Genomic DNA, 24,857 nt, shown 5'->3' on the forward strand with positions numbered 1-24,857 from the left:
TTATGAAAAAACTATTAATAAATATAATCGTGTTTTTACTAATAACAATAGTTGTTGGAGAAGTCGTTGTGAGGTTAACACATGCGACATCAGACATACCTCAAAGAACTATTGATGATCATGGTATTCAAAAATATTTTCCAAACCAAGATGGTTACTGGAAAGGTGGCGATCATCAGTGGACTATAAATAAATTGGGATGGCCTGGCGAATTACCAAAAAGCTACGACAACCTTATTATGATTATTGGAGATTCTTTTATAGAAAACTTCATGAATCCCAATGAGTGTCATCAATCTGCGTTTCTAAGTTCTAACATAAAAGACTACAACTTTATGGAAGTTGGCCGTTCTGGCATCTCGATGATTGAAGCTATGGAAATTAGTAAACAAATGGACTCCTTAAAGCCCATAAATTCATTGATTTATGTTACTGACGACGATTTTTACGAAAGTATTACGCAAGTCAAATTAATGAAAGACATTACCCAATTAAATATAGAAACTAATACTATAGAATATGGTGAAATGAAAGCACCTGGCTTAAAAAAAATATTATATAACTGGAAACTATTATACTATCTCTATAATAGGTTTCCGTTAAATATAAATAATGAAGAAGCTGAACCTATATTAAATACGATTGAAATTTCTAATAAGCCTGAATACAAGACGGAAGTCTCAAAACTATTAGATTTTGTAAAAGCTAATTACGCTGTTCAAAATAAAACTTTGGTTTTTCATCCCAATTCTAGTGACTATATTATAAAAATGTGTCAAAATATTGGGTTTAATACATTACTGCTAGATTCTAGTAATGATAGTACTTGGACGTTTGATTATGATGGTCACTGGACGTGTTATGGTCATAAAAGAGCTGCAAAACAAGTTGAAGGTTACCTTAGAAAAAATAATTAACTATGGCATCAAATAAAATTAATATCACATTCGCACTTCCCAACCTATTACCAGGTGGTGCAGAGCGCGTTATGTCATATGTAGCAGAAAACATAGATTCTACAAGGTTTAATTCAACGTTACTCATTATAGGTTATTCTAAGGATGCTTCCTATGATATAAAAAATATCAATGTTGTTTATTTAGAAAAACCAAAAGTTTCAAAAAGCCTCGTTTCATTATTTAAATATATCAAAACATCTAAACCAGATATTCTTGTAAGTGCTATAGAACACCTTAACACAGTTACTGGTTTTATGTCTGTTTTATTTCCTAAAACGGCATTTATTGCCAGAGAGGTTAATGTTTTAAGCGTATTAGCCAACTACGAGAGAGAAGAAAAAAAGTCACCTTTAGCTTTTTTAGTCGATAAGCGATTCGCTTTTTTTGATAAAGTAATTTGTCAATCTCAAGATATGCTGGATGACTTTCATAAAAATTTCAATATAAAAGCGGATAAACTCGTTGTTATTAATAATCCTATTACTTCTAATTTTCAAGTTAAAGAAAGACAAACTAGAAATAATCCTATTCGTTTTATCACAGTTGCAAGATTAGATCCACAGAAAGGGCATCATAGAATTATTGAAGCTCTATCACAAGTTAGTTTCGATTTTCATTATACTATAATTGGAAAAGGAGTTCTAGAAAAGGACATCTTCGATCAAATAGAGCGTTGTAATTTAAGCGATAAAATCACCTATATTCCCTTCACTAAAGAAGTTTCTAAATATTTATCTGAAAGCGATTTATACCTTCAAGGTTCCTATACAGAAGGATTTCCAAATGCTATAATTGAAAGTTGTATGGTTGGTACACCTGTACTTGCCATTGATGCACCAGGAGGAATAAATGAAATTATATACACAGATGTAAATGGTAAAATAGTTACCGATGTAAAAGAGTTTGTAGCAGAGCTAGAAAAAATTAATTCTAATTACACTTATAATCCTGTAGATGTTAGTACATCAGTAAGTAGTAGGTATAGCAGTGAAATTATTTTACCTAAATACGAAGACCTATTCATTAAAGTTCACCAAAAAAGATTGAAATAAGATGAAATTAGGACTATTCATATACTCGTTATCAGGAGGTGGAGCAGAAAGACAAGCTTCATATATACTAGATTATTGCGTAAAAAATAATATTGATGTGCATTTAATTTTAATGAATACATTAATAAAATACGAATTACCAGAAGGCTTACCAATACATTATATTGAAAAGTCTGATGGTTTTGAGAATGGTATATTAAAAGCTTTGAAAATACCATATCTTGCTTATAAGTATTCAAAATTATTAAAGAAGCTAGAAATCACACATAGTGTAAGCCTTCTTACTAGACCTAATTTTATAAATATTATTGCTAGTAAATTAACAAAGCATCCTTTTAAAATTATAACAAACGAACTAGCCTTCCCTACTCTACAATATAGCTACAAGGGTTTTCAGTCTAACTTCAATAAAACCTTGATTAAATTATTATATAAAAAATCGGATATTGTTATTGGAAATTCCAAAGGAAATGCTGAAGATTTAATCGAAAATTTCAAAGTGCCTTCTAGCATCATGCGTGTTGTTCATAATCCTATCGATTTAGCTAAAATTGATAGTATAGAACCAATAGATTCATTTTTTGATGATGAAAAATTTAATATAATCACACTTGGTAGATTAGATATTGGTAAAAACCATATTATGCTCATAGAAGCCATTCATCAATTACAGAATCCCTTAGTAAGATTATATATTTTTGGTGTCGGTGATATGCAAGATCAATTAGAACAACTCATTGAAAAACTTAATATTAGTGATCAGGTGTTTTTAATGGGATTTGATCCAAACCCTTACAAATATTTAAAAGCTGCAAATTTATTTATTTTTGGTTCTAATCATGAAGGGTTTCCAAATGTGGTGTTAGAAGCCATGGCGTGCGGCTTACCAATTTTAACTACTAATTGTCAGTCTGGTCCGAGTGAAATTATGGAGTTATCCTCACCAAAAGAAGATATAATGATAACCGATTACGGAATTTTAGTTCCAATAAAAAATACCGACCTTATGACAAAAGGTATTGGTTATTTTGTAAATAATAACACTTTTATTGAAGCATGTAAAACAAATGGTCAAAGACGAATAAAAGACTTTGAAAAAAATAATATCTTAAAAGAATATTTAGATATTATAAAAACTACAGCCTAAATCTTTTATCCAAAACGAATTAAATTATGTGTGGAATAAACGGTATCATAACCAAAACCAATAGAAATAAAGACGATATAACAGCTGTCCTTAATACAATGAATAATCTCATTATTCATAGAGGACCAGATCAGGACGGTTTATTTTCTGAAGAAACTGACCAATTTACGGTTGGTATGGGAATGAGAAGATTATCTATTATTGATTTATCTTCAGGTAAGCAACCTATATTTTCGGACGATAAACAAATCGTTATTGTTTTTAATGGCGAAATCTATAATTATAAAGTCCTAAAATCAAAATTAGAAGCAGAAGGTGTTACTTTTAAAACTTCTAGTGATACCGAAGTTATCTTAAAAGCCTATGAGAAATATGGTACAGAATCCTTTCAGTGGCTAGATGGTATGTACGGATTTAGTATCTACGACAAAAAAATTAACAAGCTATTTATTGCTCGTGATTTCTTTGGAGAAAAACCACTTTACTATACACATACTGATACAGAATTTATTTGGGCTTCAGAATTAAAATCCATTATAAACACCATCGATTTTACTCCTAACATTTCAAAAAAAGGGTTAAATCTTTATTTTAGACTCACATATATTCCTGCACCACATACTATTTACGACAACATTTTTAAGTTACAAGCCAATCATTATATTGCATATGATTTAGCTTCACACAGTACTACAATTCATAAAATAAATACCGAACCAAAACCAAAGGCAATCAACATTTCTTTTGATGATGCCAAGTCAAAAACAAAGGATCTCGTTTATAAAAGTGTAGATAGCAGATCTATTGCAGATGTTGGTTTAGGAACTTTTTTATCTGGAGGTGTTGATTCTTCTATAATTTCGTTGTGTTTAGCGCAAACCACAGACAAAAAAATAGATACATTTTCTATTGGGTTTAAAAAAGCATCTTACGACGAGACTGATAAATCTAGAGTCGTTGCAAAAATGCTAAACAGCAATCATCATGAGTTTATTATTGATGAAAACGATCTTAAAAATAACATACATGAAATTTTAGTCAATTTCGATGAACCTTTCTCAGATACAGCAGCCTTACCTACTCACCTATTATCCGAGAAAACTAGAGAGCATGTAACCGTTGCTTTAACGGGAGATGGTGGAGATGAAGTATTTGGTGGTTACAACAAGTATTACATTGGTAAAATGAATAAAAAATACACAAGTGTTGTTCCTAAAGGGCTTCATAAAAGTATTTCAAAATTGAGTAATAAGTATCTAATTAATAAAGATGATACGCGTGGTAAAAAATTTCAAATTAATAAACTCTTAAATTCTATAGACTACAACGGTGAGTTTTATTGGAATATAATTTCTTTAGCGAATACAAGTCATCAATTAGCTGAAATTATGTCTCCAGATTATTTCGATGCTGATATTTTCCAAGAATACAAAGCTGTTTTAGGAAAACAAAAAATAGAAACGCTCACAGATTTTAGACTTGTAGATAAAGTGTTAAGTTTAGAAGGAGGTATGTTAGCAAAAGTAGATAGGACGAGCATGATGACCTCGTTAGAATGTAGAGCTCCTTTCTTAAACAGAGAGTTATGGGAATTTACCAATACCTTACCCGAGAATTATTTAATGAAAGGCTGGAACAAAAAGTATATCTTAAAAGAAGCTTTTAGAGATCAGTTTCCTGCAGAGTTTTTAGAAAAAGGAAAAAGCGGTTTTGGAAGCCCAACTGGAGATTGGTTAAGACAAAGCCTAGGAAAAGAATTAGAAAGTTATATTGAACCTCAATTACTTAAATCTCAAGGCATATTTAACACTGAAGTTATTACCAAATTAGTAAAAGACCATTTAGATAGTAAAAAAGATAGCACGTTTAGAGTGTGGTCTTATTACTGTTTCCAAAAATGGTATAAATATAATTTCCTGAAACAAAACTAAAAAAGATGGATAAAAAAAGAATATTACTTATTGCATCTTTTGCTGGCTCTTTAATACGTTTTAGAGGTGATTTTATTAAAAGTTTAATCGCTAACAACTTTGAAGTCTTTACTGCAGCACCAGAATATACAGAAAGTGATACTGAAATAATTAAAGCTATGGGAGCGATTCCTATTGAGTTTAATTTGCAACGCACAGGACTAAATCCTTTAAATGATTTAAAATCTATTAAAGAATTAAAGTCTATAATGAAAGACAACAAGATTGATTTAGTATTTCCATACACTGTAAAACCAGTGATTTACGGATCTATGGCTGCTAACAGTTGTAAAATACCAGTTATTTCTCTAATTACAGGACTTGGTTATGCATTTACTGGTCTCTCTGCAAAAGCGCGAACGTTACAACGTTTTAATGAAATATTGTATAAACTTTCCATTAGAAAGAATAAAATCATTGTATTTCAAAACAAAGATGATTATCAATTATTCTTAGACCGAAAAGTAATTTCTAAACAACAACGTGTAGATTTTGTAAGCGGATCTGGTGTTAATCTCAATCAATTTACATTTAAAGAGAAGCATGCTTCAGATAAAGTAAGCTTTCTATTAGTCGCTAGATTAATTGAAGAAAAAGGCATTGCACTTTACATGCAAGCCGCAAAATTATTAAAAGCGAAATATCCTAAAGCCGTCTTTAATTTAATTGGTGCACCTGAAACTTCTCCTTCTGCTATTAGTGAAGATGAACTTAATGAAATGCACAAAGAAGGTATTATTGTTTTTCATGGAAAACAAAATAATATAGAAGAACACTTGCACAAAAATGACATCTTCGTATTGCCAAGTTACTATAGAGAAGGTTTACCTAGAACAACGCTAGAAGCCTGTGCTTGCGGTAATCCAATTATTACAACTGATTCTGTTGGTTGCAGAGAAGCTGTAAAAGTAGGTGAAAATGGCTTTTTAATTGAACCTCAAAATTTAGAAGCTTTAGTTAAACCTATGGAATATTTTATTACACATCCTGATAAAATAAAAGACATGGGAACAAACAGTAGAAAATATGCAGAAGAACGTTTTGATGTTAATATTATAAATAATGATTTAGTACAATTAATAAAAAGTGTTCTTAAAATTTAACGAAATGAAACTATACGGCAATTTTATAAAACGGATTTTTGATTTTTTAGTCGCATTTTTTGGACTCTTAATTATTTCGCCACTATTTATAGTTCTAATCATCTGTCTATTTATACTCAATAATGGAAAACCGTTTTTCTACCAGGCTCGAACGGGTAAAAATGGTAGAATTTTTACCATTATTAAGTTTAAAACGATGACAGACAAAACTGATAAAGATGGGGATTTATTACCTGCATCAGAGCGTGTGACTAAGATTGGCAACTTTTGCAGAAAACTTTCTTTAGACGAGTTACCACAACTTATAAATATTCTAAAAGGCGATATGAGCTTAATTGGTCCGCGACCTTTATTACCAGAATACCTAGAACGATATAATAAAAGACAATACAGAAGACACGACGTTATTCCAGGTATTACTGGTTGGGCTCAGGTAAACGGTAGAAATACCATTAGTTGGGAACAAAAATTTGAATTTGATGTGTATTACGTAAAGAATCAATCTTTTGCTTTAGATCTTAAAATTTTTCTAAAAACAATAGACAAAGTAATTAATAGAAAGGATATTAGCAGTTCAGAAACTCTAGACATGCCTGAATTTATTGGTACTAAAGAATAACTCTACTAATTTCAGACTATTAAATAATATTAAAATCGTTGAAGTCTATAATAAAATATTGAGCTGAATTTTCAGGATTCATATACGCATGAGATTCAAAATGTATATTCTTACCATTATCTATTAAAGCTACACTTTTCCAGCCTAAAACATTTGGTGCCACAAAATCCTTTTTTAAGTTGTCTGCAATATAGTAATACTCAGTTGCTGGTAATGCTTTTTCAATAGCTTTAAAATTGACTTCACTTGGTTTTTCAGTACCTATTTCTTCAGAAACTATAATTGTATCTAAATAGCTTAGAATATTTAAACTTTTAAGTTTGGCTCTTTGGGTTTTAGATCTACCATCTGTAACAATTCCTATTTTACCGTTTTTAGCTTTTATAGCATCAAAAACAGCAATAACACCATCAAACAAGAAAATATCTGGTTGGTGATTTCTATACATATCTACTAATGGACCAATTTCTGTTTTATAAGTATCTGCAAGAAATCCAAAAACGTTAATTTTACATCTATACAACGAAAACATCTTTGAATATAAAGGTTTCCAATTGTTCGGTTCTAAAGATTTAGCGATAGCCTTGTAAGCCGATTTTAAATAGTCTAACTCGTTATATAATGTATCGTCTAAGTCAAAGACAATAACGGTATTTTCATTAACCTTTATATCCATGTACTAAAATTTCATCATCATAACGAATCATTAACAAATCACTTTCCCAAGTATCAAATTGCTCTTCAATGGTATTTCCTAAAGCATATTCTTCTATAATCCATTTAGAATAATTAGCTCCAGACAAATAAGATAATGGATAGCCACCACCAAATCGTGGATTAATTTCTATGGCATAAATTTTTTCATTATCACTTTTATGAACAAAAAACTGAGCTGTTAAGCATCCTACTGCTCCATCAATAAACTTCAAGTTTTTCTTTATATAAGGCACCAAAGCATTATTAGAAGTCAAGGCTTTATAAACTTCACCATCTCTAACTTCTAATCGTTTTCGTGGTACTGCGCACTTTAATTTATGGTCTTTGCTAAAATATAAATCACAAGTAAATTCATCATAATGGTCATGATCTAAATACTCTAAGAACATTAATTTATCATTACTAAAATGGTAATCTGTTAAATCATCTTCTGATTTTATCAAATAAGTATCTACACTTCTACTGCCATCCATGGGCTTAATAAATAGTGGTAATTTATAATTATCCTTAGCGTACTCTTTAGCAACGTTTACATTATGATTTTTAAAGAACTCATGAATGACGCGTTTATCTCTACATTTAGACACAAAATCTACCGAAGAAATAACAACAATAATGCCTTCAGATTGAAAACGTTCTTTATTTTTTGCGAGTTCAAGAAGTTCAGTATCAATTGTTGGAATTACTAATTTGATGTCGTAAGTTTTACAGAAACCTATTAAATCGTTAATATAATTAGGATCATCTAATCGTGCGACTTTGAAAAAACCATCTGCAATTTGACAAGCTGCTGATAATACAGGACTAGCGTCTGTAGCAAATACTTTACCTTTTGGGTATATATTTTTCAGCTCCTTTTGAAATGACCTTACAAGAGAAACTCGTCTTCCTGCAGAAGTTATTAATATATTCATGCTTCTAGTTTAGTTTTTGTCAAAGACAACTTAAAAAGTTATAAATATAACATTGTTAAAACAATCCATAATATAGTAACGATATAAAACATATAATTGGGTTGTAAAATCACAATATTACAGTTATGGATTTTAAGAAAAGCATGTCATTAGAATGAAGAATAAATACTCTAGGTTTAGCTTAAATAGTCTATTTTCAATTTATTAAAAAAGTATTATGTTTACTTCTTAATTCAGAATTTACACAAATGACATATCTATTTATTTCATTCTTCAACTAAAAATAAAGTTCTAAAAATCAAACAATTACTAATTATTTAAATGAAATCTAAATTCAGCAGAATAGACAAATTATCAATTAGTTGCATTGTAGCGATGGTTCTAGGCATAATAAGCTCTTATGTGAACTTAGGAATGCTATCTGTTTTTTTTAGTGTAATAATGCCGCTCCTGTTTGTACTGAATCTTCTTTTAGCGATTTACGGCTTATTTAAAAGAAAATACATCTATAGTATTGGTGTATTTATCTTTTTACTTTGTTATAATTTCTTTTTTCAATTTTCAAAAGTCACAAAACTAGAAAATAAGGATGCTATTAGTATTCTAACTTATAACGTAAGAGCGTTTCTGCAACCTTTAGCAGATAATCCAAATAAAAATGCAACTACTGAGATTATAAAATTCATTGATTCTGTAAGTGCAGATATCGTCGTTTTTCAAGAATCCTCATATAAAGAAGGTCGGGAAATAACAGGCTATCCTTATCATTTTCTAGGTTACAGAGAAAACATAGAGAAATCATTACTTACCATTTATTCAAAATATCCAATTATAAATAAAGGCTATATAGACTTCCCTAATTCAAAGAATAATGCCATTTATGCTGATATCATAATAAAAGCAGACACCATAAGGGTTTACAACGCACACCTACAGTCTTTTGTTGTTGCTCCACACATTTTAGCCAACAAATACAACGATTATTCGTATTGGAAAGGTTTAAATACTAAAATTAAAAAACAGATAGAACAAGCCAAACTCATTAAAAATCATGCTAACAAATCCATGAAAAAAGTAATTATTTGTGGAGACTTTAATGCGACACCATATAGCCAAACTTACAGAATATTAGAAAAAGGGCTAAATGACTCTTACTTAAGTAATGGTAACGGTTTTGGAGAAACATACTCCCTATTTAATTATCCGTTGCGTTTAGATTATTTTCTTAATAGTGATAAAATTAGTGTATTGAATCACTTTAATTATGATTTAAATTTATCGGACCACGAACCTATCGTCATGAAGTTTAGAATTAAATAAAAACATTTAAAAACCTATATTTAAATAAGTTAAACAGAACTATATAAAAAAATATTTTTAAACAGAACACAAGCTTTTGTTTAAAAACAATGTAGGAATCTTGTATTGCTTAGTCTTTTAATAAATCTAATTTTTTAATTATAAACAAAGGAAGAGATTGAAGTCTATATGTTAAAATTACAAACGAATCTAAACAAGTCGGTTTTCCAAATTCAAATTCGATGTTAAATTCGGTTTTCAAATATTCAAAAAGTTCATTACTACACTTTATTTCACCTTCAAACCAGTTAGTCCAACCAAATGTTATTTTTTTTAATCCTTTTCGTAGAATTAAAAAGTCATCGTCAATTCCTGCATCAAAACCATAATATTTTGCAGTTACAATCCAACCTCTACTTTTCAATTTAGAGATTATTTCATTCCAAGTTTCAGTTTTAATATTTATCGCGGCTTTCTTCAAGTTCTATTTACCATTCTTCAATGAAATTAATATACGACAATAAACAACCGCTCTTACAGGAATTTATTACATGATTTTCCTAAATGGCCAAACTATTAAAATTATAAACTTAATCAAGTAAGAATCTACAGCTTTCAAATAATCTTTTAACGGGTAATCCAAATATTTTGAAGAACGAAGCGTAACATATAGTGTTTTCAAAAATAAAACCGGAGACTTTAAAAAATAACCTTTAAAAAACCAATTAATCTGTGCTAAACCATTAAGCACAGCACCAAAAGCGCTCTTTGATGTCATAGCAGTATTCATTATAGAACCTTCTACACCAACATTATAAATACGAAGACTCTTATTAATACATTTGGTTAAAAAACCATTTCTCGCTACAGTGTTCCAGATAAGATTTTCAGGCATAAAACCTTTCTGTAACATATTTGGGTTTACAATAATATCTTTTAAAACATCTGTTTTTGTAAAACCCCATTTTTCTCCGATAATTTGATTTTTTAACTTGGCTTCAAACGTATTGCAAAATAGAGGATTTTCAGGAAATGGTTCACCAATAAGTTCACCATACTGATCATCGCAAAGCCCCGTTACTGCAGCAACTTTAGGTTTCAATTCTTCTAAAATGTTCTCATATTCATTATTAAATACTTCAAGTGTATACGGATAACATTCATCATCACCATCAAATGGCAATAAAAATTCTCCTTGTGCTAGTCCTATAGCCTGAATAAAGCAACTCATTTTATGCTTATTCTCTAAATTGTTTACATAATGAATTTTAAGCGGAGAGGTTTCAATTAATTTGGTAATAACGTCATGTGAATTATCAGTAGATGCGTCGTTTATTACAAGCCACTCAAAATCCTTATAAGTCTGATTCAGTAAAGATTCATGCACTTTAAGAATAGATTTTTCACAATTAAAAACAGGAGTAAACACCGTGAATTTATAAGTATACAACCCAGGTTTCTGCTTTTTATAAAACGGCATTAAATCCTTAAAATTCATAATAATTTCTATTAATAATAAGCCTTAGTCTAAAATGAGATGATATCATTAAAAGTGTATAAATATAATATTGTTGAAACAATCCTTTACATAGAAACGATATAAAACCAATATTTAGGTCATAACAATAATCCGTAAATTAAAACCAACATTAATTCATCTAAAACGAAGTGAAATATATCCATTTTACATTTGCAATGATATCTTACAATTAAACCCTAAAGTGATAAAAACTACCGTTTATCTAATGATTATTATTCAGAACGTCATTATTTGCTGTTTGTCGTTTTATTCCATAGATTCTCAACAGAATAACGGATATTTAACCTATATTTTAATCGTGTCCCAGACCTAACTATTGACATGAAATTGAATAGTAATACTGATAATTACTTAACAATTTTACCTATGAAATCTAAAATATGGTTATCATCACCACACATGAGTGGTAATGAACTCAATTACATAAAAGAAGCATTCGATTCTAATTGGGTTGCGCCCTTAGGACCAAACGTAAATGGCTTCGAAAGCGATTTACAATCTTACCTAAAAGAAGACAGACATGTTGCAGCACTGGTATCTGGCACGTCTGCCCTGCACTTAAGTTTAATTTTATTAGGCGTTGGTCGCGGAGATGAAGTTATTTGTCAAAGTAAAACATTCTCTGCTTCTGCAAACCCTATCGTTTACCAAGGAGCAACACCTGTTTTTGTAGATAGTGAAAGAGATACTTGGAATATGTGTCCTATACAATTAGAAATAGCTATTAAAGATAGAATTTCTAAAGGAAACAAACCTAAGGCTATAATTCCAGTACACTTATATGGTATGCCATACAAAGTAGATGAAATTAACGCTGTTGCTTTAAAATATGATATTCCTGTTGTAGAAGATAGTGCAGAATCATTAGGCAGTTACTACAAAGGTATAAACTGCGGAACTTTTGGTGATCTTTCAATCTTATCTTTTAATGGCAATAAAATTATTACCACTTCTGGAGGCGGAGCTTTAGTTACCAAAACTAAAGAACGCAAAGACAAAGCTGTATTTTTAGCAACGCAAGCAAGAGATAATGCACCTCATTATTTACATTCTGAAATTGGTTATAATTACAGAATGTCTAATATCGTTGCAGGAATTGGTCGTGGCCAAATGACAATTTTAGATAGCCACGTAGCAAAACGTCGCTCAAATCATGAGTTCTACGTCAATGCTTTTAAACATATTGAAAACATCACATTTCTACAAGAACCAGAAGGTCATTTTTCTAACCGTTGGCTATCCTGTATACTTTTAGATTCTGAACAAACACGAGAAGCTTTAAGATTAGCATTAGAAAAAGAAAATATTGAATCAAGACCATTATGGAAACCAATGCACCAACAGCCCGTTTTTTCAAAATACCCGAGCTATCTTAACGGTGTTTCTGATGAGTTATTTGAGAAGGGTTTATGCTTACCTAGCGGCTCTAACCTAACTGATAATGAACTAGAAAGAGTTGTTTCAAGTATAAATTCGTATTTTGTAACATGTTAGTTAATTTTCTAAATAAAATTTCTGAGAAATATGCCTCAAAATGGTTGGTCTTATTATTTGATGGATTAATTGTTGTGGCCACATTTTTCATGGCATACTTAATTAGATTTAACTTCCAAATTGAGTTTGATGTCAGAGAACTTTTTCTACAAACACCATACGTTTTTGGTGTTGCTTTAGTTAGTCTAATTGCAGTTGGAGCTCATAAAGGTGTAGTCCGTTTTACGGGTTTCAGAGATATTGTAAATATTATTATTGGTGCCAATATTTTAGCGACTATTCTTATCTGTTGCACTTTTTTTAGCAGAAAATATATAGGAGAATACAGCCTATTCAATTTACCTGGCTCAATTATTTATATACACTTATTACTAAACATCTTATTCCTTATAGGTGCCAAATTATTTATAAAATCCATATACAATCATATAACCCAAGATTTTCAATCATTATCTAATGTTTTGATATTTGGTGCTGGAAATTCGGGAATGCTCACCTATGATGCCATTCAAAATGATACTAAAAGTGGTTTAAGTATAGTTGCTTTTATTGATGATGACGAACGAAAAATAGGAAAAAAAATAAATCTCTTAAAAGTTTATAAATTAGAGTCTATTGATGCTGAATTTATTAAAAAGTATAATGTTGAAGACGTTATTATTTCAATTCAAAATATAGACCCAACCAGATTACTTCAAATTACAGGCAATCTTTTTGCTTTAGGTCTCAAAGTAAAGATTGTACCTCCTGTACAAAGTTGGATTGATGGAGATTTAAGTGTCGGACAAATTAAAGAGGTTAAAATTGAAGATCTTTTAGGTAGAGACCCTATTAATATAAAAAATCCAGATTTAGAAGATCAATACGATAATGAAGTTATTTTAATTACTGGTGCGGCAGGCTCAATTGGAAGTGAAATTTGCAGAAAAGTCAGCTTATATAAGTACAAAAAACTAATACTTATAGATAATGCTGAATCTGCGCTGTATGATATTCAGCAAGAATTTAGGCAACAAGGTTTAGAAAACATAGATGCGATTGTTTCAGATGTAAGAAACAGAACGCGAATAGATCAAATATTTAACCAATACAAACCTAAAATTGTCTTTCATGCTGCAGCATACAAACATGTGCCCTTAATGGAAAACAATCCTTTTGAAGCGGTTAACGTTAATATAGGTGGCACAAAAAATGTCGCAGATATTGCAGTAAAACATGGAGTAGATAAATTTGTATTTATCTCCACAGATAAAGCGGTAAACCCAACAAACGTAATGGGTGCAACTAAACGTATTGCAGAACTATATGTCACTTGTCTTAAAGGAAAAGGTAGCACCAAATTTATAACCACAAGATTTGGTAATGTTTTAGGATCTAATGGTTCTGTAATTCCACTATTTAAAAAACAAATAGAAAAAGGTGGTCCTTTGACTGTTACACATAGAGAAATTACACGATATTTTATGACCATACCAGAAGCGTGTCAGCTAGTTATTGAAGCTGCTGCCATGGGTAATGGTGGCGAAATCTTTGTTTTTGACATGGGAGAACCTATTAAAATATTTAATCTAGCCACCAATATGATTATTCTCTCTGGTTTACGCTATCCTGAAGATATTGATATTAAAATCACAGGACTAAGACCTGGTGAAAAAATATATGAAGAACTATTAGCAGATGGTGAGAACACAAAGAAAACGTATCATGATAAGATTATGATTGCAAAATCTAGACATGTAGATATTGTTAATGTTGAAAGACAGATCAATAAACTTACAGCCATTAACTCTTTAACACAACCACTAGAAATAGTATCTTCGATAAAACATTTAATACCTGAATATATTTCTAACAACTCCACTTACGAAGTTTTAGATAAAAAGAAATAAAGGTTTTCATTAAATCAACCTATAACAACGAATCACATGAAAATACGCACTTTAATCATTGCTATATTAACGATTGCAACCACTACATCTTGTGTGTCAAGAAAATCTATTGTTTACTTTCAAGACGAAACCTTAGAAGAAGCTCAATTAGTATCCGATCCTGTTCAATTAAAATATAAACCAGACGATATTTTAACCATAAACATATCAGCTACAGATCCTGACACCGTTAGACCATTTAATCTACCTTTGGTATCAAATAGCACTAACGATTTAATAAATGCTCAAGGAACATTACAACAACAATCATACTTAATAGATTATGACGGAAATATTGAATTTCCTGTCCTAGGAACCATAAAAGTAGCAGGTTTAACACGGACAGAGCTAACCACGTTTCTTGTTGATCGCATAAAAACCATGGCTAATAATCCAATTGTAAACATTAGATTGGTGAATTTTACCATAACCGTTATCGGAGAAGTATCCTCACCAGGAACTTTTACCATGCAAGACGAAAGGGTTTCTCTTGTTGAAGCACTAGGCTATGCTAATGATTTAACCATTTACGGACAACGTAAAACTGTAAAATTAATTAGAGAAGTGGATGGGAAAAAGAAATTTGCTAATATTGATTTAACCTCTATAAATACAGTAAATTCAGACTTGTATTATTTACAACAAAATGACATCATCTACGTTGAACCCAATAATGCAAAGGTTAGATCGTCTAGTTACAACCAGAATAATGGCGTTTTGCTCTCTGCAATTGGTACGTTAACGACCATTTTAGCAATATTTATTATAAAATAGCTTTTAATTATATAAGTTTATGGCATCCAAACCCATTTCAACCTCTCATGAAATCAGACAGAGTTTAGAATTATTTCTCTCTCACTGGAAAATATTACTTTTCTGTATTGTCGTTTCAGTATTTCTTGGTTTCACATACCTACGTTACACCACCTATAAGTATAGCGCAAGTGCCACTATAAAAATAATAGATGAAAAAGAATCTAAAAAATTAACCACAGCTGGAGATGTTTCTAGCGAAGGTCTTTTTACTGATGGCACCAATAAGATAAAGGATGAAATTGAAACACTTCAATCTAGAACATTAATAGAGAATGTAGTAAAACAACTAAATCTAAATATTTCATGTTTTACAGAAGGAAGTATAAAACAGAAAGAAATTTATCGTAATCCGCCTGTAAAATTAAGCTTTTTTGCAAGTGACTCTGTTATACATCATGTAGATACCATATTGTACATTAAAGTAAAATCCCCTACTCAATTTTTAGCTTTTAAAAACGAAGGGAAATCATTAATCGATAGAAATGACCAGGAAGGTAAATCTTATAATTTTGGAGAACGAATTAAAACAAGCTTCGGAGATATGATATTAACTCCAAATGTTGGCGATTACTCTCCAACAATTGGTAGTAATTTAAAAATACTAATATCACCAGTGAGTCGTGTAGTAAATAGCTACCAACGAAGTATCAAAGTCACTACAGAGCCTGGTTCAAGTGTTCTTAAATTAGACTTAACAGAAACTAATTCTTATAAGGCTGTTGATATTCTTAATCAACTTATTGCAGAGTACAATACAGATGTTCTGTTAGATAAAGAAGCTGTTGTAAAAACAACCTCTGATTTTATTAATAATAGACTTAAACAAGTTTCAATTGAATTAGAAAAGGTAGATTATACGGCTGAAGAATTGCAGCAAAAAAATAATTTAACAGCTTTAAGCTCTCAAGCAGATCTCAACCTTCAAAGCGGACAACAATTACAATCACAAATATCGTCTACATCTAATGAAATTGAAATGCTATCTTTTTTAGATGAAGAAATAAAAAGTCAAAACAGAAGCAGTGATTTATTACCAGCCAATGTCATCGGTGATTCTAATACTGCTTTAGTTATAAAAAATCATAATGAATTAGTTGCACAACGTGATAGAATCTTAAAAAATTCAAGTGAACAAAATCCGGTTGTTATTCAATTAAATAATCAGATTTCATCATTAAAAGTGAATCTTCAGACTTCTATCGCTAGCATGAAGCAAACCTCTCAGTTAACCTTAAATAATCTAACTAGAGAAAACTCAAGAATTCAAGGTAGACTTTACTCAGCACCTACAAAAGAAAGAAAATTTAGAGATATAAAAAGGCAACAAGATATTAAGGAGTCCCTTTACCTCTACCTGTTAGAAAAACGAGAAGAATCTGCAATTAGATTGGGTATGTATGCACCTAACGCTAAAATTGTAGATCGTGCATTCTCTTCACATGTGCCAACAGCGCCAAATAAAATGATAGTCTACATTGCTGCATTATTATTTGGAATGGGTATACCAATTGCATTTATATACATTTCTGATTTAATAAACACAAAAATTTATAGAAAGCAAGATTTAGTAGATATCTTAGATATTCCATATTTAGGTGATATTCCTAAGAGTTCTAAAAAACATAAACTTGTAAAAAAGGTCGATTATTCGCCTAAAGCAGAATCGTTTAGAATTATAAAATCTAATTTAGATTTCATGTTAAGAGACATCAAAGGACGTTCTAAGAAATTATTTGTTACCTCTACAATTCCACAAGAAGGAAAATCACATACAAGCATAAATTTAGCAATGTCTATTGCTTATTCAGGAAAATCGGTGCTTTTAATAGAAACCGATATTAGAGTTCCAAAAACCCTCGAATACCTCGAGATTAAAGAAAAACCAACACAAGGACTTTCAGATTTTATTGCAGATAAATCTATAAAACCAATAGATGTTGTGCTTAAGCATCCGGAAAATGAATTTTTAGATATAATTCCTTCAGGTACAATACCTCCAAATCCTTCTGAACTATTAATGGATGATAGAGTTGAAGAATTATTTACATATTTTGAAACCAAGTATGACTATATTATTGTGGACACCTCTGCTGTGGGTATTGTAAGTGATACACTACTTATTTCTAGATTAGCAGATATGTTTATTTATGTAGTAAGTGTAGATAAAATAGACAGTAGGTTATTACAACATGTGGCACAACCCTTATACACAGAGAAAAGATTACCTAAAATGACCATGTTACTAAACGGAGTTGTCCTTGGTAAAAAAGGCTATGGTAGCTATGGTTATGGCTACGGTTATGGAAACAATCCTCAGAAAAACAAAAAATGGTATCAATTTGGTAAATCCTAATACTAAACCTTTCTCGTTTTTCTAAAATTATAAATACAAGAAAATAAAAAAGATAAAGCCACTACATACGCAGTGGCTTTATCTTTTGCTAAAACTAAATTAAAGAGATTAATGTTTACGACGCTCTCTTTCTGTTTTTAATAAAGCTAATTCCCTTGTGGTTTGCCCAGCAACAGAAGTATTCTCCTCTGCTCTTCTAATTAAATAAGGCATCACATCTTTTACAGGACCAAAAGGAATATACTTGGCAACATTATAGCCTTGAGCAGCCAGATTAAAACTTATGTGATCACTCATTCCGTAAAGTTGTCCAAACCACACATTATTATCTTGTTTTTCCACAGAGTGTTCCTCCATGAGTTCCATCGCTAAATAGCAACTCGCTTCATTATGGGTTCCTATAAAAACAGAGATGTCTTTTAAATTTTTGAGTATATAATTCAGTGTTGTATTAAAATTATCGTCAGTAGCTTTTTTATTTTCACAGATCGGAGAATCGTATCCTTTTTCTAAAGCTCTATCGCGCTCTTTTTCCATATAAGCACCACGAACTATTTTCATACCAATCTTAAAACCATCTGATTTAGCACGTTTGTGTAAATCTTTTAAATAATCAAAACGATCCCAACGATACAATTGTAATGTATTATAAACAACAGTTACCTCTTTATTATAGCGACGCATCATCTCTTCTACCAAATCATCAGCAGCATCCTGCATCCAACTCTCCTCACCATCTATAAGAACTTCAACATCTTTCTCTTTAGCTTTCTTACAAACCGCATCAAATCTTCCTACTATTCTATTCCATTCCTCAGTTTCTTCTTGAGACAATTCTATGCCTTGAGTCTTTTTCTGATACAAGAGAAAACGGCCAAAACCAGAAGGTTTAAACACAACAATTGGCATCGCTTCTCTATCATCACAAAACTGAATGATTTTTAATATTTTTTCTAAAGCATTATCAAATTGATTTTCTTCTGCTTTTCCTTCTACCGAATAATCCAAAACAGAGCTTACTCCTTCAGTATATAGTTTATCTATTACAGGCAAGCAATCTTCCTCATTAACACCACCACAAAAATGGTCAAACACAGTAGCGCGTATCAGTTTTTCTACTGGCAAATGCGCTTTTAATGCAAAGTTTGTGGCTATTGTACCAATCCTAACTAAAGGCTCTGAAGAAATCATTTTAAACAAAAAATAAGCACGATCTAATTCTGAATCAGATTTTAACGTAAACGCTGTACTTGTGTTATCAAAGAGTGAACGATTTGTCATTAGTTGAATAATATATTTTGCAAATATATTTATTAATAGGTTTACTTTTTTTCTAAAAAGGAAGTATTTTCACATCTTAATTTTGCATCTAATTTCTATTATGGATTCTATAACAACAAAAAATGCCGTAGTTCACTTTAATTCTGAAGTTTACACCGAACTAAACAATTATATAAAAACGTCAAAACCATCCTCTATTTTCATTTTTGTGGACACTAACACTCACGATTATTGTTTACCTAAATTTTTAGAGCGTTTAGAATCTGAAGATATCACTATTGAAGTGATGGAAATGCCTAATGGAGAAGAACACAAAACCATAGATATTTGCTCTGGAGTTTGGGAAGCATTATCAGAATATAACGCCGACCGAAAAAGTTTATTAATTAATTTAGGTGGCGGAGTTGTTACTGATTTAGGTGGTTTTGTAGCAAGCACATATATGAGAGGTATTGCTTATATCAATATTCCGACGTCATTATTAGCCATGGTAGATGCTTCTGTTGGAGGAAAAACTGGAGTTGATTTAGGCGTTTTAAAAAATCAAATCGGAGTTATTAATGAAGGGGCTATAGTTGGAATTGACACCTCTTATCTAGATACGCTTCCGCAAAACGAAATGGTTTCAGGATTTGCTGAGATGCTGAAACACGGACTAATATACGACAAAGCTTATTGGAATACTTTAACTCACCTTGAAGAGTTAAACCTTGAGGATTTAGATCAATTAATTTACGATTCTATTGTAATTAAAAACAATATTGTAATGTCTGACCCAAAAGAACAAGGGCTTAGAAAAATTTTAAATTTCGGACATACCTTAGGTCATGCTATAGAAAGTTACTTTTTAGAAAACGCAGATAAGACTCCACTTCTTCATGGCGAAGCTGTTGCCATTGGTATGATACTTGAAACCTATTTATCTACTGAAATCTGCGGATTAAGCGACAGTGAATTAGAAACAATAAACGAGGGAATTTTAAAGACATTCTCTAAAGTTGAAATCACTAAAGCAGATCAAAAACACATTATAGATTTATTAAAATACGATAAGAAAAACAGTCACGGAGTTGTAAAATTTGTACTTCTTGAAGCTATTGGAAAACCAAAAATTGATTGTGTAGTTAGCAATGAGCTTATCTCAGAGGCCTTTGATTATTACGCGAACTAAAGATAGCGTTCGCTTATAATTTTACTATGATGATTTTCATGACCAACAATAACATAACCAATTGCTCTAACTGAAATAGGAAAACCTGATGCTTCACCAATTAAAAGTAATGTATCTGGACTAAATGATTCAAAAAGCGTAATAGTCGCTTGTCTTACAGACTTATACTCTGCTATTAGACTTTTCATTGTTCTATTTTCTGCAAATGCGTTTAACACATAATCATCCTGCTCATAACCTGCTAAAGGCGTATTGTCTCGCCTAGCAATTCGTAATGCTCTGTAAGCAAAAACACGTTCTGTATCAATAATATGAAGTAAAACATCCTTAACAGTCCATTTTCCAACAGCATAAGCATAATCATGCTTTTCTTCCGGAATGTTTGAATAAAAAGATACCACAACGTCTTGGTTTTGTTTTAAACCTTCAACAATACTTAAATCGTAATTCACATTATCAATATAAGGTTGATAATACGCGTTATACTCTGCTGCAGTTATAGATTTCATATATATGTGAATTTTCAATAAAAAAGCCCCAAGTTAAGTACTAAGGGCTTTTTATAATATTATTTAATTGAATTACAACTCATTAAAAATGGTATGCATCAATCGTTTTTTATCGTTAAGACTCTCTTCTAACGAAATCATCGTTTCGGTTCGGTAAACCCCATCAATATCATCTAGCATAAAAATAATTTCTTTTGCATGCATGGTATTCTTTGCTCTTATTTTACAGAAAATATTGAATTTACCTGTAGTGATGTGAGCAACTGTCACATAAGGGATTTCAGTAATTCGTTCTAAAACAAATTTCGTCTGAGATGTATTATTTAGAAAAACACCTACATAAGCTATAAATGAATAATCGAGTTTTTGATAATCTAATGTTAGAGAAGATCCTTTAATAATCCCTGCTTCTTCCATTTTTTTAACACGCACATGAACTGTACCTGCTGATATTAATAATTTCTTTGCGATATCTGTAAAAGGAATACGCGTATTGTCGATAAGCATATCGAGTATTTGGTGATCAACTTCGTCTAATTTGAACTTTGCCATAATTGCTTCATATTTAAAGTAACCGCAAAAATAAGACAATTAAAATAACAATTCTGCATTAAAACTGAATTATCTTAAGGTTTTAATGATATTCTTTCAGTATTTAACATCACGAAATCGATTTCGGAACCCACAACCAAGTCAGAACCTTCTATTTCCTCTACCAAAAATCCGTTAGCCTCTATTTCTTTATGTCCAAATTTGTCTGGTAATTTGCTTAATTCAGCTATAACCGGAATAAAATGTAAGTGATTTTCAACTAATACTTCCCTATATTGAATGGCAATATCCACCACTTCCTCTAAATGATTACATTTTGCATTCCTTATAATAATATCATTGAAACATTTTGCGTTTTCAGGAATATCAAAGTAAGCGTTATACTTATCAATAGAAATCGTCTTCACAACAGCATCTATGCCTTTTAGAATAGCTATAAACATAAAACGCCTCACTTCTTCCCTTTCGTAATCATCTTTATAATGACCAGCTTCATATAATACTGTAGGCACACCAAAATTTTGAAACGTATCTCCAACACAATTGAGATTAAAACCATCATCGTAACGTCCAATTCCGTTTGGAATCTCTGCCTGCAAAAGTTCATTAATTTCAGAAATAATAACCATAGCTGCTTTTCTATTCGATGTTAACAGCCGTTCTGGATCCTGAGCTGGAGATAAAAATGATAGCGTCGCAACGTTATTTGTGTTTCCTGCACTGAATATAGTACGTTGCCCATGAAGATTAAAACAGTAATCAGGCTTAAAATCATTATATAATTGTCGTAGCACATGACTTTCGGGCTGCGATAAATCTTGTGCATCTCTATTAAGATCAACATCGTTAGCATTAATACGCGTGTAACGCTGAGCACCATCTGGATTTAAAATAGGAACCACAACTAAAGTACATTGTTCTAAAATATGTTTTGAGATCTCATGATCGGTTTCAAACCAATTAAAACAATCAAAAAGCGCCTTTGTTGATGTCGATTCGTTGCCATGCATTTGAGACCATAATAAAATTTTGATGGGTCCATTACCAAATGTAAAACTATAAATTGGTCGTTTCTCAACAGAGAGTCCAACGGTTGAAATTATGGGTTTTGATAATTTATCGAAGCACTTTTCTATATGAGCATTGGTGATATAACGACCATGTAATTCTGCTGTTTTTACCTCAGGAAATATTCTATTTAAAAACTCTAATGTCATACCACTTATTTTAAGTTTACAAATGTAATCATTTGATTTTTTACATTTGTAAACAAATAATTCTAAACAATTTGTTACAAAAGTAAACAAAGCGAACTCGCAAAACTCAAGAATAGACTGAACACAAGAGTAATTTCACAATACAAATTAAAAAACAAACATAATATGTTATTATTCAGGTAAATAACATCATTTATCAAACTAATAATTTAACATAACTAAAAATATATTAGCAGACAATAGCAATACAAACATACTATTGTTTACTTTTGTAACGTTACATTCACAAAGTATAAGTTTACAATGATCAACTCAGTCAATTTCACGGAACGTTTACAAAAGGTGATCGATTTTTATGGAGAATCAGCCTCTGGTTTTGCAGAAAAAATCGGAGTACAACGTTCTAGTATATCGCATGTTTTAAGCGGAAGAAACAAACCTAGTTTAGACTTTGTTATGAAAGTACTACACTCCTATCCTGAAGTAGAATTGTATTGGCTAATGAATGGAAAAGGAACTTTTCCACACCAAGCACAACTTAAAATTTCAGAATCACCAAACTCTAATGCTCCAGAAAAAACAACTCAACCACAAGTCCCAATTCCGGACTCAGATTCTGACTCAAATTCTGAAATTGAAAAAATAGTTATATTCTACAAAGACGGCACTTTTAAGAGTTATAAGCCTTAAGTTTCATGGTTCTATTTATTATCTTTACAGAAAAATCACCATGAAACCATTTCTTTCTATTTTTTTACTCATTCTATTAACGAGCTGCTACTCAATAGAGCGCGAATGTTCCGATTTTAAAACAGGGACTTTTGAATTCACCTATAACATAGATGGCGTTGAAACAACATCACGATTCAAACGCACAGAAGAATTTAATATAGATTATCACGAAGAAAAAGCGGATTCTTCAACCATTCGCTGGATTAACGATTGCGAGTTCATTCTTAAAAAGCTACATCCAATTAGCAATTCTGAAAAAGACGCTATTCACATGAAGATATTATCTACAACCAAGGATTCATATGCTTTTGAATATAAACTCGCTGTAAAACGTCCTAATAGACCTTTACACATAGAAAAAGGAGTTGCGAAAAGAATAGACTAATGAATTCAAAATAACCAGATGACAAAAAGCAAGCTAGTCGCACACCTCATAATTACTCTTTTGCTTTTTACTAGTTGCGACTTTAACCAGCAAAAACTCATCTACAACCAAGAATTAGACCACAGCAAAGAGTATCAGGTGATTCTAATGGCAGGACAATCTAACATGGTTGGCCTTGGAGAGATTAAACAACTCAACAACTTTAATCTACCCGAAAATATTAGTTTATTTGACTATAGCGCAGACACTGACCTACATCAATTACCTTATAATTTTGGCCCTGAAGTAGGCTTAGCAAGACGGTTGAATAAAGAATTTCCAGACACCAATTTTATACTTATTAAATACGCCATAGGTGGCTCTTCCATAAATGAATGGCTACCAACTGTTGAATCTAAGATTGAAAGACCTACTGATTTCGGTAATATCTATGGGAAATTTCTAGAATTCTCAAACACCACATTAAAAAACCACAACACTACAAATCTAGCTTTTCTCTGGATGCAAGGAGAAACAGACACCGCCTCCAACTCCACCGCGAAGCCTTACGGAACTCACCTTAAACTTTTAATAAGAAACATACGAAGAGATTTTAACGATCCAAACTTACCTGTTATAATTGGTGAAATAAATCCAAAATCTGAACAATACAAATACGTACAAACTGTACAGAATGCGCAGCATAGAATAAATGAATCAGTCCCAAACACTTATTTGATAAAAACCAACACGCTCGAAAAATTTAGAGATAGTGTACATTATTCTTCATTAGGTTTATTAAAACTTGGCGATGATTTCGGAAACACCATAAATAAAATAATCACACAAAAGGGGCAAGCAAAATAACCATAACACACTAAACGTAAAAACTATAGATCGCTGTTTTTATTCTGCTAAACTAAAAACCCACTGTTACCAGAAATCCATCTTTACTAAAAGCCTATTTTCTATACCCGAATTAAAGAATAGACAATTAACTATTAAAACACTGCTACTAATGTGCTTTCCAACTATTACAGAATAGATTGGTCGAAATACATAATATGGAATTTAAAAATTCGCATTTAAATAGCCAAAACCTAGCAGATAATAATCTATT

Annotated in this window: 23 protein-coding genes; 15 read left to right on the forward strand and 8 right to left on the reverse strand. The window is 31.2% G+C overall.

Features of this window, described 5'->3' with window-relative positions; all coding sequences use genetic code 11:
* Positions 1-2 precede the first annotated feature (2 nt).
* Genes HM981_RS10900 through HM981_RS10925 form a run of 6 tightly spaced genes read left to right on the forward strand, consistent with a single transcriptional unit; the run spans position 3 to position 6,850 of the window.
* A complete protein-coding gene (locus HM981_RS10900; RefSeq protein ID WP_179338832.1) occupies positions 3-917 on the forward strand; it encodes a hypothetical protein in 915 nt (304 codons plus the stop codon).
* A gap of 2 nt (positions 918-919) precedes the next feature.
* Positions 920-2,011: a glycosyltransferase gene (locus HM981_RS10905; protein ID WP_179338833.1), complete on the forward strand. Its 1,092-nt coding sequence runs from the start codon at positions 920-922 to the stop codon at positions 2,009-2,011.
* Position 2,012: 1 nt separating this feature from the next.
* Entirely contained in the window at positions 2,013-3,158 is a 1,146-nt protein-coding gene (locus HM981_RS10910) for a glycosyltransferase (RefSeq protein WP_179338834.1), read from the forward strand.
* Between the two features lie 26 nt (positions 3,159-3,184).
* Positions 3,185-5,089, forward strand: coding sequence for an asparagine synthase (glutamine-hydrolyzing) (asnB, locus tag HM981_RS10915; protein ID WP_179338835.1), 1,905 nt, complete (start codon positions 3,185-3,187; stop codon positions 5,087-5,089).
* A 5-nt stretch (positions 5,090-5,094) separates the two neighbouring features.
* Positions 5,095-6,231, forward strand: a complete 1,137-nt coding sequence (locus tag HM981_RS10920; RefSeq protein WP_179338836.1) for a glycosyltransferase family 4 protein — start codon at positions 5,095-5,097, stop codon at positions 6,229-6,231.
* A gap of 4 nt (positions 6,232-6,235) precedes the next feature.
* A complete protein-coding gene (locus tag HM981_RS10925) occupies positions 6,236-6,850 on the forward strand; it encodes a sugar transferase (RefSeq protein ID WP_179338837.1) in 615 nt (204 codons plus the stop codon).
* Between the two features lie 19 nt (positions 6,851-6,869).
* Here HM981_RS10925 and HM981_RS10930 read toward each other — a convergent pair whose 3' ends face one another.
* Both HM981_RS10930 and HM981_RS10935 read right to left on the reverse strand, forming a co-directional pair.
* Entirely contained in the window at positions 6,870-7,526 is a 657-nt protein-coding gene (locus HM981_RS10930) for an HAD family hydrolase (protein WP_179338838.1), read from the reverse strand.
* On the reverse strand, positions 7,510-8,481 hold the full coding sequence (locus HM981_RS10935; RefSeq protein ID WP_179338839.1) for an ATP-grasp domain-containing protein: 972 nt from the start codon (positions 8,479-8,481) through the stop codon (positions 7,510-7,512). The genes HM981_RS10930 and HM981_RS10935 overlap by 17 nt, the downstream gene beginning before the upstream one ends.
* 321 nt (positions 8,482-8,802) lie before the next feature.
* Between HM981_RS10935 and HM981_RS10940 the strand changes: the two genes are divergently transcribed.
* Positions 8,803-9,801, forward strand: coding sequence for an endonuclease/exonuclease/phosphatase family protein (locus tag HM981_RS10940; protein WP_179338840.1), 999 nt, complete (start codon positions 8,803-8,805; stop codon positions 9,799-9,801).
* A 109-nt stretch (positions 9,802-9,910) separates the two neighbouring features.
* Here HM981_RS10940 and HM981_RS10945 read toward each other — a convergent pair whose 3' ends face one another.
* Entirely contained in the window at positions 9,911-10,261 is a 351-nt protein-coding gene (locus tag HM981_RS10945) for a hypothetical protein (protein ID WP_179338841.1), read from the reverse strand.
* 66 nt (positions 10,262-10,327) lie between these two features.
* Positions 10,328-11,278 carry a glycosyltransferase family 2 protein gene (locus tag HM981_RS10950; protein ID WP_179338842.1) on the reverse strand — a complete coding sequence of 317 codons (951 nt, stop codon included), beginning with the start codon at positions 11,276-11,278 and terminating at the stop codon, positions 10,328-10,330.
* 408 nt (positions 11,279-11,686) lie between these two features.
* Here HM981_RS10950 and HM981_RS10955 point away from each other — a divergent pair, with 408 nt between their 5' ends.
* From HM981_RS10955 to HM981_RS10970, 4 genes are read left to right on the forward strand one after another with little or no spacing between them, the layout of a single operon-like run.
* Entirely contained in the window at positions 11,687-12,814 is a 1,128-nt protein-coding gene (locus HM981_RS10955) for a DegT/DnrJ/EryC1/StrS family aminotransferase (protein WP_179338843.1), read from the forward strand.
* Positions 12,808-14,703 (forward strand): polysaccharide biosynthesis protein, encoded by a 1,896-nt coding sequence (locus HM981_RS10960; RefSeq protein ID WP_179338844.1) that lies wholly within the window; start codon positions 12,808-12,810, stop codon positions 14,701-14,703. Before HM981_RS10955 ends, HM981_RS10960 begins: the two co-directional genes overlap by 7 nt.
* Before the next feature lie 36 nt (positions 14,704-14,739).
* The gene (locus HM981_RS10965; RefSeq protein WP_179338845.1) at positions 14,740-15,516 is read left to right on the forward strand and encodes a polysaccharide biosynthesis/export family protein; all 777 of its coding nucleotides are present in this window, start codon (positions 14,740-14,742) and stop codon (positions 15,514-15,516) included.
* Positions 15,517-15,535: 19 nt separating this feature from the next.
* Positions 15,536-17,911, forward strand: coding sequence for a GumC family protein (locus HM981_RS10970; RefSeq protein WP_179338846.1), 2,376 nt, complete (start codon positions 15,536-15,538; stop codon positions 17,909-17,911).
* A gap of 108 nt (positions 17,912-18,019) precedes the next feature.
* On the opposite strand, the gene HM981_RS10975 is transcribed toward HM981_RS10970, so the two are convergent.
* Positions 18,020-19,192: a proline dehydrogenase family protein gene (locus tag HM981_RS10975; RefSeq protein ID WP_179338847.1), complete on the reverse strand. Its 1,173-nt coding sequence runs from the start codon at positions 19,190-19,192 to the stop codon at positions 18,020-18,022.
* A 100-nt stretch (positions 19,193-19,292) separates the two neighbouring features.
* Between HM981_RS10975 and aroB the strand changes: the two genes are divergently transcribed.
* Complete coding sequence (gene aroB, locus HM981_RS10980) at positions 19,293-20,363, forward strand: 3-dehydroquinate synthase (RefSeq protein ID WP_179338848.1); 1,071 nt, start codon at positions 19,293-19,295, stop codon at positions 20,361-20,363.
* Here aroB and HM981_RS10985 read toward each other — a convergent pair.
* The 3 genes from HM981_RS10985 to HM981_RS10995 form a co-directional block, all read right to left on the reverse strand.
* A complete protein-coding gene (locus HM981_RS10985) occupies positions 20,360-20,872 on the reverse strand; it encodes a DinB family protein (RefSeq protein WP_179338849.1) in 513 nt (170 codons plus the stop codon). The two genes, aroB and HM981_RS10985, sit on opposite strands and share 4 nt — an antisense overlap.
* Before the next feature lie 72 nt (positions 20,873-20,944).
* Positions 20,945-21,424 carry an Lrp/AsnC family transcriptional regulator gene (locus tag HM981_RS10990; protein ID WP_179338850.1) on the reverse strand — a complete coding sequence of 160 codons (480 nt, stop codon included), beginning with the start codon at positions 21,422-21,424 and terminating at the stop codon, positions 20,945-20,947.
* Between the two features lie 74 nt (positions 21,425-21,498).
* Positions 21,499-22,641, reverse strand: a complete 1,143-nt coding sequence (locus HM981_RS10995; RefSeq protein ID WP_179338851.1) for a M14 family zinc carboxypeptidase — start codon at positions 22,639-22,641, stop codon at positions 21,499-21,501.
* A 303-nt stretch (positions 22,642-22,944) separates the two neighbouring features.
* Here HM981_RS10995 and HM981_RS11000 point away from each other — a divergent pair, with 303 nt between their 5' ends.
* Genes HM981_RS11000 through HM981_RS11010 form a run of 3 tightly spaced genes read left to right on the forward strand, consistent with a single transcriptional unit; the run spans position 22,945 to position 24,604 of the window.
* Positions 22,945-23,331 (forward strand): helix-turn-helix domain-containing protein, encoded by a 387-nt coding sequence (locus tag HM981_RS11000; RefSeq protein WP_179338852.1) that lies wholly within the window; start codon positions 22,945-22,947, stop codon positions 23,329-23,331.
* Between the two features lie 40 nt (positions 23,332-23,371).
* Entirely contained in the window at positions 23,372-23,758 is a 387-nt protein-coding gene (locus HM981_RS11005) for a hypothetical protein (RefSeq protein WP_179338853.1), read from the forward strand.
* Positions 23,759-23,776: 18 nt separating this feature from the next.
* Entirely contained in the window at positions 23,777-24,604 is an 828-nt protein-coding gene (locus HM981_RS11010) for a sialate O-acetylesterase (protein WP_179338854.1), read from the forward strand.
* The last annotated feature ends 253 nt before the right edge of the window (positions 24,605-24,857 follow it).

The sequence above is a fragment of the Winogradskyella ludwigii genome (assembly GCF_013403985.1).
GTDB lineage: Bacteria > Bacteroidota > Bacteroidia > Flavobacteriales > Flavobacteriaceae > Winogradskyella > Winogradskyella ludwigii.